The organism is Yinghuangia seranimata, from assembly GCF_029953285.1.
Classification (GTDB): Bacteria; Actinomycetota; Actinomycetes; order Streptomycetales; family Streptomycetaceae; genus Yinghuangia; species Yinghuangia seranimata.
Window position 1 is genome coordinate 162,457 of the sequence record NZ_JASAOI010000002.1, and the last position, 14,710, is coordinate 177,166.

Annotated in this window: 11 protein-coding genes; 4 read left to right on the forward strand and 7 right to left on the reverse strand. The window is 73.6% G+C overall.

Annotation, left to right across the window (positions count from 1 at the left end; all coding sequences use genetic code 11):
* Positions 1 to 5: 5 nt before the first annotated feature.
* Together QI554_RS00995 and QI554_RS01000 are read right to left on the reverse strand one after the other, a co-directional pair.
* Entirely contained in the window at positions 6 to 2,756 is a 2,751-nt protein-coding gene (locus QI554_RS00995; protein WP_281464709.1) for a helix-turn-helix transcriptional regulator, read from the reverse strand.
* Between the two features lie 82 nt (positions 2,757 to 2,838).
* Positions 2,839 to 3,441, reverse strand: coding sequence for a VOC family protein (locus QI554_RS01000; RefSeq protein ID WP_343230740.1), 603 nt, complete (start codon positions 3,439 to 3,441; stop codon positions 2,839 to 2,841).
* Positions 3,442 to 3,684: 243 nt separating this feature from the next.
* Here QI554_RS01000 and QI554_RS01005 point away from each other — a divergent pair, with 243 nt between their 5' ends.
* The gene (locus tag QI554_RS01005) at positions 3,685 to 4,140 is read left to right on the forward strand and encodes a hypothetical protein (protein ID WP_281464711.1); all 456 of its coding nucleotides are present in this window, start codon (positions 3,685 to 3,687) and stop codon (positions 4,138 to 4,140) included.
* Positions 4,141 to 4,198: 58 nt separating this feature from the next.
* Complete coding sequence (locus QI554_RS01010; protein ID WP_281464713.1) at positions 4,199 to 4,624, forward strand: organic hydroperoxide resistance protein; 426 nt, start codon at positions 4,199 to 4,201, stop codon at positions 4,622 to 4,624.
* A gap of 114 nt (positions 4,625 to 4,738) precedes the next feature.
* Here QI554_RS01010 and QI554_RS01015 read toward each other — a convergent pair whose 3' ends face one another.
* The gene (locus QI554_RS01015) at positions 4,739 to 6,967 is read right to left on the reverse strand and encodes an MMPL family transporter (protein WP_281464715.1); all 2,229 of its coding nucleotides are present in this window, start codon (positions 6,965 to 6,967) and stop codon (positions 4,739 to 4,741) included.
* Positions 6,968 to 7,125: 158 nt separating this feature from the next.
* Here QI554_RS01015 and QI554_RS01020 point away from each other — a divergent pair, with 158 nt between their 5' ends.
* Both QI554_RS01020 and QI554_RS01025 read left to right on the forward strand, forming a co-directional pair.
* On the forward strand, positions 7,126 to 7,872 hold the full coding sequence (locus QI554_RS01020) for a response regulator transcription factor (RefSeq protein ID WP_281464717.1): 747 nt from the start codon (positions 7,126 to 7,128) through the stop codon (positions 7,870 to 7,872).
* A 41-nt stretch (positions 7,873 to 7,913) separates the two neighbouring features.
* On the forward strand, positions 7,914 to 9,419 hold the full coding sequence (locus QI554_RS01025; RefSeq protein ID WP_281464719.1) for a sensor histidine kinase: 1,506 nt from the start codon (positions 7,914 to 7,916) through the stop codon (positions 9,417 to 9,419).
* Positions 9,420 to 9,489: 70 nt separating this feature from the next.
* Here the strand turns inward: QI554_RS01025 and bar are convergent, their stop codons facing one another.
* The 4 genes from bar to QI554_RS01045 all read right to left on the reverse strand — a co-directional run bounded on the left by bar (position 9,490) and on the right by QI554_RS01045 (position 14,526).
* Complete coding sequence (gene bar, locus QI554_RS01030) at positions 9,490 to 10,596, reverse strand: barbiturase (protein ID WP_281464721.1); 1,107 nt, start codon at positions 10,594 to 10,596, stop codon at positions 9,490 to 9,492.
* 79 nt (positions 10,597 to 10,675) lie between these two features.
* Positions 10,676 to 11,719, reverse strand: coding sequence for a carbamate kinase (locus QI554_RS01035; RefSeq protein WP_281464723.1), 1,044 nt, complete (start codon positions 11,717 to 11,719; stop codon positions 10,676 to 10,678).
* A 99-nt stretch (positions 11,720 to 11,818) separates the two neighbouring features.
* The gene (locus QI554_RS01040) at positions 11,819 to 13,336 is read right to left on the reverse strand and encodes a carboxyl transferase domain-containing protein (RefSeq protein WP_281464726.1); all 1,518 of its coding nucleotides are present in this window, start codon (positions 13,334 to 13,336) and stop codon (positions 11,819 to 11,821) included.
* Positions 13,333 to 14,526: a CaiB/BaiF CoA transferase family protein gene (locus tag QI554_RS01045; RefSeq protein ID WP_281464728.1), complete on the reverse strand. Its 1,194-nt coding sequence runs from the start codon at positions 14,524 to 14,526 to the stop codon at positions 13,333 to 13,335. Before QI554_RS01045 ends, QI554_RS01040 begins: the two co-directional genes overlap by 4 nt.
* Between the last annotated feature and the right edge of the window lie 184 nt (positions 14,527 to 14,710).

The following is a 14,710-nucleotide window of genomic DNA, read 5'->3' on the forward strand; positions in this document are numbered from 1 at the left end:
GCACGTCAGTCCACCTCGGTCCGGCTCAGCGCGTCGCGCAGCGCCGCCCGGGTCGTGATGCCCAGCTTCGGGAAGACGCGGTACAGGTGCGAGCTGACGGTACGCGGCGACAGGCGCATCCGCTCGCCGATCTCCTTGTTGGTCAGGCCGCCGGCGGCCAGGTCGGCGATGCGGCGCTCCTGCCAGGTCAACGACGCCAGGTTCAGCGTCGACGCACGCGGTACCGCACCGGTGGCCCGCAGTTCGGCGTGCGCCCGCTCGGCCCAGCCGGCCGCGCCGAGCCGCTCGAACGCCTCGACCGCCGGAACCAGGAACGCCCGGGCTGCCGCCCGGCCTTGCACGTGGCGCACCCGGATGCCGTGCGCCAACCGGATCCGGGCCAGTTCGAACGGGAAGCCGGCGGCGTCCGGGTGGGCTTCGGCCCGCGCGAACATCTCGGCGGCCTCCCGCTCGTCTTCGGCGGTCATCGCCAGCGCACCATAGGTGACCAGCGCCAGGCGCGGTGACGTGTGCGGCAGCCCGGCGTCCCGCGCGGCCAGCGCGTGCGCCCGGGCGTGTTCGGCGCGTCCGGTGTGCCGGGCGGCCTCGACGAGGTCGAGCAGGGTGCGCGAGGCCTGATGCACGTAGGGCTGGAACACGCCCGGAGGCGTGATGCCGATCGCGTAGAGATATGCGGCCTCGTAGTCGCCGGCGCTCAACGCGGCGGCCGCGCCGGCGGCGTCGGCCACCTGGGTCAGGAACCCCAGTCCACGCGGCCGGGCCCAGGCGTCCACCTCGGCCTGCAGGTCCCGCGACCGCCCGACCTGTCCGCGCAGCGCGGCGAGTTGGGCCAGGTAGGCACGGCTCTGGACGGCGAACAACGCGTGCCCGTGCTCGGTCGCCAGGTCCAGTACCCGCCGCCCCACGTCCTCGGCCGCGTCCCACTCGCCGACCGCCATCTGGTCGAGCATGATCAGGTGCAGCATGACCATGCCGCTGGACACGGCCCCGGTCTCCAGCTCGCGGTCCACGACGCGCTGCAGATGCGGGCGGTACCCGCTCAGGACGTCGAGGTGGTAGGCGGACACGGCCAGGCGCGAGACGTCCCAGGGTTCCATGTCCGGCAGGTTCGTGGCGGCCTGTTCCACCTGCCCGGCCCAGCCGGCGCCGTGCCGCGTCACATCACTCCACACGTCGCCGTACAGCCGCGAGCGTTCGGTGACCACGTCGTTGAGGGACGCGAGGAGTCCGCGCGTGTCCTCCCACGCCGCACGGTCCCCGGCGTACTGGCTGATCGCCAAGAGCAGGTTCACCAGCCGGGTGCGCTCCTCGTCGGAACCGACCGTCCCGCCGTCGCGCAGCCTCTCGATCGCGGCGGCGACCTGCCGCCGGGTGGAACGGACGTCGCCGTCCTGGTAGAGCGCCTGGTAGGCGTGGACCAGAACCGAGGCCGGCGAATCCGTCGAGCCCGGTGCGAGGTCGGACCGGACGAGCCGGTCGGCCTGGCCGAGCCGGGCGGCGTGCCCGGCGACGAACGCCGCGTCGGCCAGCCGCCGCGACCGGTCGGTGGGGTTCTCGCTGAGCTCGGCGGCGCGGGTCAGCCAGGTCACGGCCGCCAGAGCACCGCCCCGCCGGGTCGCCGACTCGGCCGCCGCTTCCAGGACGTCGGCCACCTCCTCGTCGGGATCGACGGTGGCCGCCGCCAGGTGCGTCGCCCGCCGTTCGAGACGCTCGCGGTGGACCTGGGCGAGTGCCGCGTGCGCGGCGCGCCGCTGGTTGGGGGTGGCCATCTGTACGACGGTGGAGCGCACGAGCGGGTGCCGGAAGACGAAGTCCCCGGTGACGGGCTCGATGTCCACCAACCCGGCGGCGACCGCCTCGTCGGCGTCGCGCATGCGGTAACGCGTTCCGGGGACGGTGTCGGACCGGGTCCCGGCACCGTCGAGCGCGCCCATCAGCAGTTCGGCCCGCACCCGCTCGCCGAGGGCGGCGACGCGGGCACCGAACAGCCGTTGCAGCCGCCAGGGCAACGGCACGCCGTGCTGACCGACGGGGTCCTCCCGCGCGGCCCCGCCCGACCGGCCCGCGAGGTGGACGGGCAACTCCAGTAGGGCCAGCGGGTTGCCCTGCGCCTGCTCCAGAACGGTCCGGCGGACCTGCCGGCCCAGGTTCGGGTACCGGCCGTCGAGCAGGCGTGCCGCGTCCTCGTCGGCGAGGGCGGCGACGGGCAGCTCGGGCAGCGCCGCGGTGTCGAAGCGCGACGCGATGTCGGCGCGGACCGCGAGCAGCAGCTTCACCGGGCCGCCGGCCAGGCGCCGCCCCACGAAGCCGCACAGGTCCGCGCTGACGTCGTCCAGCCACTGGCCGTCGTCGAGGACCAGCAGCAGCGGCCGCTCCACGGCGGCGTGTGACAGCAGGCCGAGAACGGCGATGCCGAGCGTCATGACCGACGGCGGATCGCCCCGCACTCCGCCGAACACAGCGTCGAACACCGCCCGGCTGCCGGCGTCCAGCCGCGCGACGTCCGCGAGCAGCGGATGGAGGAGCTGATGGAGCCCGGCATAGGGCAGCTCCGATTCCGCTTCGACGCCCGCGGCCCGGACGACCACGTGTCCTTCCCGCTCCCCGATCGCCGCGGCGCGGCTCAACAGCGAGCTCTTGCCGACCCCCGTCTCCCCGCGCAGGACGAGTGCCCGGCCCGAGGCGGACGTGACGAACGCCAAGAGCTCCGCCTGCTCGCCGTCCCGGCCCACCATCGCCGTGCTGATGGATTCCATGCCCCGCCGTCCCTCGTCCTCGTACCACCGCGACCGTGCCGGTCCACTGGTCCGCCTGCGATCAGGCGGCGCCAACGCTTGTTCAGCCGCCGAGCCCGGCCGCGCGCGCCATGTGGGCGGCGTACCAGGTCGGCCAGTCCGCGTCCTCGTGGCCGAGTTCGCTTTCGTACTCGCCGTGGGCGAGCGCCGCGTCGCGCAGCGCCGACTCGAGCTCGGCGACCGAGCGGTAGACCACGTGGCTGATCCGGCCGGGGCGCCGCGTGGTGACCTCCTGCAGCACGAAGGTGTTGCCGTCCGGGTCGGCGAACGCCGCGAACGAGCCGTACGACTGCCGGGCGGGGTGCGGGCCGGCGACCCGGTCGGCGGTGCCGGCGTGGTGGAAGACCCCGCCGGCGTCGTGGAAGACCTCGCCGACCTCGGCCCCGGCGGCCGCCAACGCGGCGCGGGCCGCGACGACGTCGTCGACGACCAGGTGCACGCCGTGCCCGGAGCCGGGTGCCGCGTCCGTCACGCCGCTGCCGATGATGATCGACGCCGCCGAACCGGGCGGGGTCAGGTGCACGACCCGGAAGCCGCCGGGGCCGGAGAAGTCGACGTCCTCGCGGAACCCGATCCGCGTGTAGAACTCCTTGGCCCGGTCCACGTCCGAGACCGGGACGACCACGAGTTCGATCTTGAAGTCCACCCTCGTCAACCCCTTCGTCGCCACGGACGCCGGTCGGCGCCCACCGACCACGATCGCCGGGTCGCGGGCCTGTCGAGCCCGTGCCGGACCCTGGCCCGTACCCGGGCCCGGGGTCCCGTGCCGTGGCCAGGGTCACGGCCCGGGGGTGACCAGGGTTCGGCACGGGCTCGACGGGACGCCGCCGCGGGGGAGTCTGAGGACCGCCGATCAGGACACCGACGCGAGGAGCGCAGGGAGCACACCATGGCAACCATCCACTTCACCGAGCGGACGCTGGCGACCCCGGAGCAGTTCGTGGCGAGCCTCACCGATTTCGGGCCGGGGCGCCGGGAGCTGTTCCCCAACAGCGCCGACGAGTACCTGCGGGTCCACGCACAAGGTGCCGACCGCGCCGACGTCACCGAGGGGTCGCGCGGCGTGTGGGAACGGCTGCACTACGACTGGTCCGACGCGAACCGCGTGGTCATGACCACGATCGACTCCAACCTCTGGGGCGGCGCGTCGGGGCACACCTACACCTTCACGCCGCTCCCCGACGGGTCGACACAACTGGACGTCGTGGTGGTGCGCGAAGGCAAGAACCTCAAGGGCCGCGTCACCGGGCTGCTGCTGGGCACCGTCGGCAAGGGCGCGCTGAAGAAGGCGCTGCGGCACACGATCACGTCCGTCGAGACCCGCAACAGGCTGTCCCACGGGTGACCCGCCCCCACCGCTCACATCCGCAGATCCGCAGATCCGCACGAAGGGAAGTCCCATCATGGCCGCCACCTACACCGCCACGGTCGACGTCACCGGCGAGGGCCGCAACGGCGGTACCGCCCGGTCCACCGACGGTCTGCTCGAACACCGCCTGTCCATCCCCAAGGAACTGGGCGGAGCCGGTGACGCCACCAACCCGGAACAGCTCCTCGCCGCGGGTTGGGCGGCCTGTTTCCTCGGCGCCCTGCGCCACGCCGCCGCCCAGCGCAGGATCCGGCTCACCAGCACCGAGATCACCGCCGAAGTCACCCTCCACCACGGCGGCGACGGCGAGTTCTCGCTCCTGGCCACACTGAGCCCGCGCCTCGGCGGCGTCGACCAGCACACCGCTGAAGTGCTCGCCGACGCCGCGCACCAGATCTGCCCCTACTCCAAGGCGACCCGGGGCAACATCCCCGTCACCATCAACGCCACCGCCGTCTGAGCGGCGGGCCCACCGAACGGTCCTGCGTATTCGAGACCGCGACGTCGCCCACCCGCGCCCGGCCGAAGCCGGGCGCGGGTGGTGGTTCCCCTCAAATCCCTTACGGCACGGGGGTCATCGGACCATCGCCTTGGGCTGGTCGGACGGGTGGTCGTCCGCGAGTACCGGGGTGACCGGGCGGTCCGGGGGGTCGACGGCCAGGTGGGGGAGGAGTTTGTCGAGCCAGGCGGGGAGCCACCAGTTGGCGCGGCCGAGGAGGTGCATGGTGGCGGGGACGAGGAGCATGCGCAGGATGAAGGCGTCCAGGGCGACCGCGCCGGCGAGGCCGATGCCCGCCATCATGCCCTCGCGGTCGCCCGTCAGGATGAACGAGCTGAACACGAAGATCATGATGAGGGCCGCGGAATTGATGACGCGGCCGGTGCCGGCCTGGCCCATGCGTACCGCGCGGGCGTTGTCCCGTGTGTGCAGCCACTCCTCGTGCATGCGGCTGACCAGGAACACCTGGTAGTCCATGGACAGTCCGAACAGCAGCGGCAGCATGATCACCGGGAGGAAGGACACGATCGGCCCCTCCTTGCCGAGGCCCAGCAGGTCCATGCCCCAGCCCCACTGGAAGATCGCCACCAGCACGCCGAACGACGCGGCCGCCGCGATCAGGTTCATCACCGCCGCGGTCAGCGGCACCAGGACGCTGCGGAACGCGAGCAGCATCAGCAGCGCGCCCAGTCCCACGATCAGCGCGACGAACCCGGGCAGCCGGTCGCCGACGACCGCGGCGAAGTCCTTCTGCATAGCGGTCTCGCCGCCGATGTGGACCTTGAGCGTGGTGCCGCGCGCCGCGTCCGGAACAGTCCTGTCGCGGAGCCGGTCGATCAGGTCGTCCGTGGCCTCCGCCTGCGGCGAGGTGGTCGGCACCACCTGGACGACGCGCGTCGCCGCGGCCAGGCCGCCTTCGGCGGGCAGCGGCAGGACGTCCGCGCGCACCACGCCCGGGGTGTGCCGCACGTGGTCGACGAGGGTGTCGAACGCCTGGGCGTCTTGCGGGCCGTTCAGCTCCGCGACCATCATCAGAGGCCCGTTGAAGCCGGGCCCGAAGCCTTCCGCGAGCAGGTCGTACGCCTGCCGCACGGTCTGCGAGGTGCGCTGGTTGCCCTGGTCGTTGGCCCCGAGCCGGAGCGAGAACACCGGGATCGCGAGCGCCGCCATCACCGCGAGCGCGACGGCGCCCAGCGCACGCGGGTGGCGTTCGACGAACGCGGCGTAGCGGATCGCGCCTCGGCCGGCGTCCGACGTGCCGCCGCTCTGCGGGCCGGAGTCGGCGAGCGCGCGGCGTTCGCGGCGGCTGAGCGTGCGTGTGCCGAGGAACCCGAGCAGTGCGGGCAGCAGTGTGGACGCCGCGAGCACGCTCAGCACCACGACGAGCGTGGTGGCGATGGCGATGCCGTCCAGCAGCGAGATGTCGACGGTGAACAGCGTGAGCAGGGCGGCGCACACGGTGCCGCCCGCGAAGAGGACCGCGCGGCCCGACGTGTCCAGGGCCCGTACGGCCGCTTCTTCGGGTGTGAGCCCGGCCTTCAGGCCGTTGCGGTGCCGGGTCACGATGAACAGCGCGTAGTCGATGCCGACGCCGAGCCCGATCAGGCTGCCGAGCAGCGTGGCCACTTCCGGGATGCCGGTGACATGGCTGAGCAGCACCGCGGTGGCGAGTCCCGTGCCGACCGCGAAGATGCCGCTCACCAACGGGAGAAGCATCGCGAACAGGGACCCGAACGCGAAGAACAGGATCACGCCCGCGGCCACGATGCCCACGGTCTCGGCAAGCCCGGCGGGCGGGTTCTGCGCGTCGGCGATCGCCGGACCGCCCAACTCGACGCGCAGGCCCGGCGCCCGGGCCTTCTCGGCCCGGTCGATCAGCCGCTTCGTGTTGGCCTTGTCCAGCTCGAACTGCTGCTTCACGAAGGTGATCTGGGCGTACGCGATGCGGTGGTTGTCACTGATCTGTGTGGCGCCCGCCGGGTCGTACGGGCTCACCACCTTGCCGACGTCGGGCATCCGCGCGACGTCCGCGAGCAGCGCCGTGATGCGCTCGCGGACCGCCGGGTCGCGCACGTCCCCGCGCTCGTTCTCCCAGACGATGGTGTCGACGTCGCCGGCCTGGTCGGGGAAGGCCTTCTCCATGCGCTCGAACGCCGCCGACGACCCCGTGCCGGGGATCTTGAAGACGTTGGAGTACGCCGTGCCCGCCGTCACCGCCGCCGCGACCGTTCCGAACAGCGCGGCCAGCCACAGCAGGAGCACCGCGATCCGATGTTTGAGGCACCATCGCGCCCAGGCCGCCATAGTCCGCTTCCTTTCGCCGTCCGGGCCCTCGCCCGGTGTCCGCTTCTGCGTCAGACTCGGTCGGCGGCGGCGCGCGGACGACGGGGCGGTGGCGGACTCACAAGAAGCTCACAAGCTGTCCCCCGGAGTTCCGCAAACTCGGGGCCGATAATCGGGACATGAGCACCAGTCAGGCACGCGCGGGCGCAACGGTCCTGGTCGTCGAGGACGAGCCGAGCATCGCGGACGTCCTCGCCATCACCCTGCGGTTCCACGGCTTCGAGGTGGTCACCGCGGACGGCGTGCAGACGGCGCTCGCGGTGGCGCGCGGCGTGCGGCCGGACGCCGTCCTGCTGGACATCTCCCTCCCCGACGGCGACGGCAGGCAGGTGTGCCGCGTCCTCCGCGCCGAACGCCCAGAGCTCGCCGTCGTCTTCCTGACCGCGCGCGACGCCCCGGCCGACGTGGTGAAGGGCCTCACGCTCGGCGGCGACGACTACATCACCAAGCCCTTCAACGTGGACGAACTGGTCGCGCGGACCCGCGCGGTGCTGCGCCGCACCCGCCCCGCGGCGGCCGAGACCACGCCGCCGGCGCCGCGTCCCCCCGTCCTGCGGCACGGCGACCTGGAACTGGACGAGGCCACGTACACCGCCCGGCGCGGCGACCGCAGCGCCGAGCTCACCCCGACCGAGTTCGCGCTGCTGCGGCACCTGATGCGGCACGCCGACCGCATCGTGCCCAAGGAGCAACTGCTACGCAGCGTCTGGAAGTACGAGCACGCCGTGGAGTCCACGGTGGTCGAGACGTACATCAGCTACCTGCGCCGCAAGCTCGATCCGCTTGCGCCGGACGGGCCGCCGCTGATCACCACGCGGCGCGGCGTCGGGTACGGGCTCAGCCCCGCATGGGGCGAACGCACGTGAGACGGCGGCGTATCCGGCGCTCGGGAGAACGCAGCCCGCACATGATCGCGCTGCGGGCGAAGCTGGCGGTCAGCAGCATCGTCGTGCTCGCCGCCGGGCTGGCCCTGCTGATCTGGTTCAGCATGATGGGCATCCAGCACTACCTGATGTCGGGCATCGACAACGACCTGAACTCCGGCCGCGAGAGCATCGAGCGGACGGGGATGACCCGTGCGCAGTTGTCGGCCATCGGCACGCTGGTGAAACTCCCCGAGGTGCTGGAGGCCGCCGGGTTCCACGGCAACACGTTCGCCATGCTCGACGCCGAGGGCAACGCGCTGCCGCTGTCCGACCAGCCCCCGGACGCCCTCCAGCGCGCGCTGGCGGCGGCCGCACGCGAACCGGGCGGTATCGCCGCCCACCGCGCCCCCTTCGACATCTCGGTCGGCGGCGAGGACTACCGGGCCGCCGTGGCACGGCTCGCGGACGGCGAATACGTGCTGTTGGCCCGGAGCACCCGCGACGCGGGCGCTGTGGTGAGCAAGGTCGTGCACCTCGAACTGACGGTCGGCGGCGTTCTCGTGGTGCTGCTCGGCGCCTTCATCTACTTCGGTGCGCGCTGGCGGCTGCAACCGCTGGAGGACATGGTCGAGACGGCGTCCGGCATCGCGGAGGGCGGCCCGGACCGGCCCGACCTGTCCGCGCGGGTGGCACCGCGCAAGAGCTCGTTCCGCGAGGTCGAGCAACTGCGCACCGCGCTCAACGCGATGCTCCAGCAGGTCGAGTCGGCGTTCGAGACGCGCGAGCACGCGGCCGCGCACCTCAAGCGGTTCGTCGCCGACGCGTCGCACGAGCTGCGCACCCCGCTCGCGGCGATCCGCGGATACCTGCAGCTGTACGAGAAGGGCATGTTGACCACCGAGGAGGAGGAACGCCGCGCCCTCGCACGCATGAATGCCGAGGCCGAGCGGATGGCCCGGCTCGTGGACGAACTGCTGGCCCTCGCCCGGCTCGACCAGCGCCCGCGGTTGCAGCCGCGCCCCGTGGACCTGGCCCGCGTGGTGCGTGGGGCCGCCGCCGACCTCAGCGCGCAACAGCCCGACCGGCGGCTGCACTTGGACCTGCCGGACGCGTTCCTGGTACTGGCCGACGAGGCGACGCTGTGCCAGATCGTCGCCAACCTGCTGGCCAACGTCCGCGCGCACACACCCGTTTCGGCGGACGTCCACGTTTCGGTGTCCGGCGACGCTGACTCGGGCGTCGTCCAGGTCCGCGACGAAGGACCCGGCATGCGCCCCCAGGACGCCGACCGCATCTTCGACCGCTTCTTCCGCGCGGCGCGTGACGGCGGCGGACCCGCGAACGCAGGCGCCTCGGACGCCGGAAGCGGGCTGGGCATGGCCGTGGTCCACGCCGCCACGGCGGCGAACGGCGGGACGGTACGCGTCGACACCGCACCGGGGCAGGGCCTGACGGTCACCGTGGAACTGCCCGCCGCGACGGACGCCGCCACGCTGGCACACAGGCCGCCGAAGGCGGTCCTGCCTCCGCGTTCTCCCACGGTCTGAACCACAGGCATGCCGAGGGGCCCTGACGGCGTCCGGCGGCCGGCAGGGCCCCTGGCGGGGGTGGTCGGCGTCAGCCCGCGTCGACGATCGCCGCCACCGGGCCGCCGCCGGACGGGCCCTGGTGCACCGCGGCGACCGAGACGAACACCGCCGGGTCGCCCGTGACGGCCGCGGTCACGCCGCCGACGCAGGCCTTGATCTGGCGGTGCCAGTGCACGTCGGAGTCGTCGAGCATGATGTTGCGGCGCCCGCGCACGCTGCCCGTGGGGTCGGCCTCGCACTTGAGGAAGACGTTGACCAGCCGGCCGTCCAGGTCGCCGGTGCGCGGGCGTTCCGGCAGGTCCAGGCCGGCCGAGCGGATCGCCTCCCAGATGCCGTCCTGGTCGAGCGCGTCGCGCATGACGCTGTGGCCGACGCGGAACCGGCCGCCCACGCCGCGGGCGTTGCCGACGACGACGATCTGGGCGCGGTCCAGCTCCACGCCGGACGAGCACGACGCGACCGAAGAGTAGAGCGACAGGTCGCGGTGGATCTGCTCGGCGCCCGGCATCTCGATCTCGCCGAGCGCGACCGCGATGCCCAGCGCCGTCGTCGAGTTGGACACGTCCATGGACTTGAGCGTGTCCTCGGTCCACACGTCGAAGCCGCGGGCCTTCGCGTCGTTGATGGTCTCCAGGACCAGCAGCGGCGTCTTCGTCTGGACGTAGTGCACGTCGGCCGGGTCCGTGATGCCCGCGACCTTCATCGCCTCGCGCACGCCCTCGGCGACCTTCGCGACCATCGCCGGGCGGCCGATGTCCTCGGGGAGGATCACGTCGCTCATGGCGACGCCGACGGTCACGCGCGGCTCGTCGCTCGGCGCGTAGCGGCCCTCCGGCGCGTACGCGAACACCGTGGCGTGCGGGGAGATCACGCCGTCGGTGCCGCCGGACCACACCAGCGGCACCTCCTTGGCCTCGTCCGGCGTCCGGGTGCCGCGCGCGACCAGGACCTCGCGGAAGGCGCGGTCGGCGAGGATGCGCGTGTAGTCGTTGACGCCGCCGTTGCCCTCGGTCTTGCCGATGACCGCGAGCACGTCGTCCGCCGCGAACACGCCGTCGTCGATGAGCTGGGCCAGTCCCGAGGCGTCGGTGACGCTCTCGATGGCTACCTTGTGGACCTCGATCGGCCTGGGCATGTTCCACCTCGTTCAATGGGTCGGGTACAGGTGTGTCCGGGATGTGGCGGGTACGGGATGTGGCGGGTACCGGGGCGGGTCAGACCTCGACGACCGTGCCGGCACGGCCTTCGACGGCGTCCGCGATGCGTTCCAGGGAGGTGACGACCGCGCGCCGGCCCCCGGCTTCGACGAAACGCGCCGCGGCCTCGATCTTCGGTCCCATGCTGCCGCCGGCGAACTGCCCGTCCGCCGCGTACGCGCGCAGCTCCCGCGGCGTGACGCGTTCGATGGGACGTTCGTGCTCGGTGCCGAAGTCGACCATGGCGTACGGCACATCGGTGGCGATCACCAGCACGTCGGCGCCGAGCTCGGTGGCGAGCAGCGCCGCGGTGAGGTCCTTGTCCAGGACCGCCTCGACGCCGTGCACGGCCCCGGACTCCGTGCGCACCACGGGAATTCCGCCGCCGCCCGCGGCGACCGCGACGAACCCGGCGGCGAGCAGCGTGTGTACCGCCGGCGCGTCGAGGACGGACAGCGGCTCCGGCGACGGCACGACGCGCCGCCAGCCCTTGGCGCCGCGGTCCTCCCAGTGCTGCCCGAGCGCGACGAGCGCCTCGGCCTCGGCACGCGGGAGGAACCGCCCGACCGGCTTGGTGGGGTGCCCGAAGGCGGGGTCGGTCGCCGCGACGAGCGTGCGGGTCACCACGGCGGCGACCGGCACCCCGCAGTCCCGGCGCCGCAGCGCCGCCTCGAGCGCGGAGGTGATGGTGAAGCCGAGCGTGCCCTGCGTCTGGGCGCCGCACCAGTCGAGCGGCACGGGCGGCAGGACGTGCGCGGCGAGTTCGTTCTTCGCCAGCAGGTTGCCCACCTGCGGCCCGTTGCCGTGGGTGACGACCACCTGGAGCCCGGAGGCGACGACGCAGGCGACGGACTCCATGGCCACGGCTATGGCCGCCTGCTGCGCCTGGGGTGTGGCGCTGCCGTCCGGGCCGACCATGGCGTTGCCGCCGAGGGCGATGAGGATCGATCCGGTGCCGCGGGCGCGGGCACTCGGGTGGTGCGGCGCGTCGTCCGGCGCGTCGGCGTGGACGAGGGACGGCAGGCCGTAGGGTGGTGCGGGGCTCGGCTCCGGGGTCGGCATCGGCCGGATCCTCCTGGTCTGCGGGGATGTCAGGACTCTAGGGACGCGCCGCGCCCTCGCACTTGGGCAGGTATTGCCCGAGGTTTCCGGGGCGGTACGTCAGGAATTGCCAAGGCGGGCATAGCGGCCGAGCCGTGCGGCCCGGCGTTCGGCCGCGGGGCGGCGCAGCAGCTCGGCCAGTTCGCTCTCGAGCGCCTGACCGAGCCGGGTGATGAACTCCGCGGGCTCGTCCGCGGCGTCCGGGCGTTCCGCGACGATCCGGTCGACGACGCCGTCGCGCAGCAGGTCGAGGGAGCGGACGCCCTGGGCCGCGGCCAGCTCGGCGGCCCGCCCGGTGGTCCGGTACCGGATCACGGACGCCCCTTCGGGCGGCAGCGGCGCCAGCCACGCGTGCTGCGCGCACAGCACCCGGTCGGCGGGAAGCAGTGCCAGCGCGCCTCCTCCCGCGCCCTGCCCGAGCAGCAGGCACAGCGTCGGCGCGGGCAGCGCCACCAGGTCCGCGAGACAGCGCGCTATCTCCCCGGCGAGCCCGCCCTCCTCGGCCTCCGGGCTCAACGCGGCGCCTGCGGTGTCGATGACGCTGACCAGGGGCAGGCCCAGCTCGGCGGCCAGGCGCATGCCGCGGCGGGCGACCCGGAGCCCCGCGGGTCCGAAAGGCCCGTGCTTCGACTGGTGCCGCCGGTCCTGGCCGAGGAGCACGCACGGCGCGGCGCCGAACCGTGCGAGCGCGAGCAGGAGGCCCGGGTCGCTCTCGCCCTCGCCGGTGCCGTGCAGCGGCACGACGTCGGCAGCCGCCAAGCGCAGCAGCGCCCGGACGCCCGGGCGGTCGCCGCGCCGCGAGCGGACCACGGAGTCCCACGCGGGCACGTCCGACAGCGCCTCCTTGGGCAGCGCCGGCACGTCCGCCACGGCGGCGCGCGGCGCGGTCACGACGCCGAGCACCCGCGACGCGACGCGGCGCAGCTCGCGGGGTGGCACGACCGCGTCGACCAAGCCGTGCGCGTACAGGTTCTCGGCCGTCTGGACGCCGGTCGGGAACGGCTCGCCGTGCAGCGCCTCGTACACGCGCGGGCCGAGGAACCCGATCAGCGCGCCCGGTTCGGCGGCGGTGACATGGCCGAGCGATCCCCACGACGCGAGGACCCCGCCGGTCGTCGGGCCGCGCAGGTACACCAGGTACGCCAGCCCCGCGGCGCGGTGCGCGGACACGGCCGCGGTGATGCGCACCATCTGCAGGAAGGCGACGACCCCTTCCTGCATGCGCGTGCCGCCCGACGTCGGCGAGGCGACCAGCGGCAGCCGCTCGGCCGTGGCCCGCTCGATCGCGGCCACGAGCCGGTCGGCCGCGGCGACCCCGATCGACCCGGCGAGGAACGCGAACTCGCAGGCGACGACCGCGACCCGGCGCCCGTGGATACGGCCCTCGCCGGTGCGGACCGCCTCGTCGGCGCCGCTGCGCTCGGCCGCCGCGCGCAGTTCCGCCGCGTAGCCCGGCTCGACGGCCGCGGGCCGGGTCGGCGGGGCGTCCCACGACAGCCACGTGCCGGGGTCCAGGACGTGGTCGATGAGCTCGCGCGCCGACGTCCTCCCGGACCGCGGCGGCGCCGGGGTGGTCATGCCGACAGCCTCTGCGCCGCGTGCATTTCGCGCGCGTCCTCGGCGTCGAGCCAGTCCAGCACCTTGTCGGTGTGCTCGCCGAGCGTCGGCGGAGCCTCGTGCCGGCGGCGTCCGCCGCCGTCCAGCCGGACCGCGGGCCCGGGCACGCGGACCGGGCCGAGGGTGCTGTGCACGAGGTCGAGCAGCAGCCCCTGCGACTTGGTCTGCTCCCACTCGTACACCCGGTCCAGCGTGCGGACCTCGCCGGCGGGGATGCCCGCGGCGGAGAGTTCGGCGAGGAGTTCGTCGACGCCGCGGTCCGCGAACGCCGCGTTGATCGCGGCCGCGAGTTCGTCGCGGTGCACGACGCGGTCGGCGTTGACGGCGAACCTCGGGTCGTCGGCGGCGATCCCGACCAGCGGCGCGAACCGCGCCCACAGGCCCTCGCTGCCCACGGCGACCTGGATGATCGCGTCGCGGCAGCGGTAGGAGCCGTACGGCTGGAGCGACGGGTGCAGGTTGCCCTGCGCGCGCCCGACCTGCCCGGCCACGGTGTAGTTCGTCCCCTGGAACGCGTGCACGCCCACGATCGCGGCGAGCAGCGAGGTCCGCACGACCCGGCCGAGCCCGGTCCTTTCCCGCTCGTGCAGCGCGGCGAGGACGCCGTACGCGCCGTACATCCCCGCGAGCAGGTCTCCGATCGGCACCCCGATCCGCGTGGGGGAGTCCGGGTCGGGCCCCGTGAGGCTCATCAGACCGGCCTCGCCCTGCGCTATCTGGTCGTAGCCGGGCCGGCCGCCCTCGGGCCCGTCGTGCCCGAAGCCGCTGATCGACAGGACGACGAGCCGCGGGTTGAGCCGGTGCAGCTCCTCGGCCGGGAAGCCGAGGCGGTCCAGCACCCCGGGCCGGAAGTTCTCGACCAGGACGTCGCAGCGGCGTACGAGCCGGGCGAGGACGTCGCGGCCCTCCGCGGACTTGAGGTCCAGGACGACCGACTCCTTGTTGCGGTTGCAGGACAGGAAGTACGTGGACTCCCGGGCGTCCTCGGGACCGACGAACGGCGGCCCCCACCCGCGGGTGTCGTCCCCGCCCCCGGGGCTCTCCACCTTGATGACGCGGGCCCCCATGTCGCCGAGCATCATCGCGGCGTGGGGTCCGGCGAGCGCGCGGGACAGGTCGAGCACAATCAGGTCGCATAGAGGTCCGCTCACGTGCGTTCCCTTTCGAGGCGGGGCCGCTCGCGGCCCGGCGAGGTCGAACCGGGGCCGTGAGCGTGGGCGATGCGCCGAGGCTAGGCGGGCACCCACCAGGCGCTCGTCGTCAACAAGCGCCCAATGGCGGTGTCTTTGTTGGCAATTGATGCGGTACTGGTGGGTGCCCGGGAGCCTTCGCGGC

What these genes read in the sequence shown, in the direction of transcription:
- QI554_RS00995 (WP_281464709.1), bottom strand. Translation starts at nt 2,756, where the DNA reads ATGGAATCCATCAGCACGGCGATGGTGGGCCGGGACGGCGAGCAGGCG.
- QI554_RS01005 (WP_281464711.1), top strand. Translation starts at nt 3,685, where the DNA reads ATGGCAACCATCCACTTCACCGAGCGGACGCTGGCGACCCCGGAGCAG.
- QI554_RS01010 (WP_281464713.1), top strand. Translation starts at nt 4,199, where the DNA reads ATGGCCGCCACCTACACCGCCACGGTCGACGTCACCGGCGAGGGCCGC.
- QI554_RS01015 (WP_281464715.1), bottom strand. Translation starts at nt 6,967, where the DNA reads ATGGCGGCCTGGGCGCGATGGTGCCTCAAACATCGGATCGCGGTGCTC.
- QI554_RS01020 (WP_281464717.1), top strand. Translation starts at nt 7,126, where the DNA reads ATGAGCACCAGTCAGGCACGCGCGGGCGCAACGGTCCTGGTCGTCGAG.
- QI554_RS01025 (WP_281464719.1), top strand. Translation starts at nt 7,914, where the DNA reads ATGATCGCGCTGCGGGCGAAGCTGGCGGTCAGCAGCATCGTCGTGCTC.
- bar (WP_281464721.1), bottom strand. Translation starts at nt 10,596, where the DNA reads ATGCCCAGGCCGATCGAGGTCCACAAGGTAGCCATCGAGAGCGTCACC.
- QI554_RS01035 (WP_281464723.1), bottom strand. Translation starts at nt 11,719, where the DNA reads ATGCCGACCCCGGAGCCGAGCCCCGCACCACCCTACGGCCTGCCGTCC.
- QI554_RS01040 (WP_281464726.1), bottom strand. Translation starts at nt 13,336, where the DNA reads ATGACCACCCCGGCGCCGCCGCGGTCCGGGAGGACGTCGGCGCGCGAG.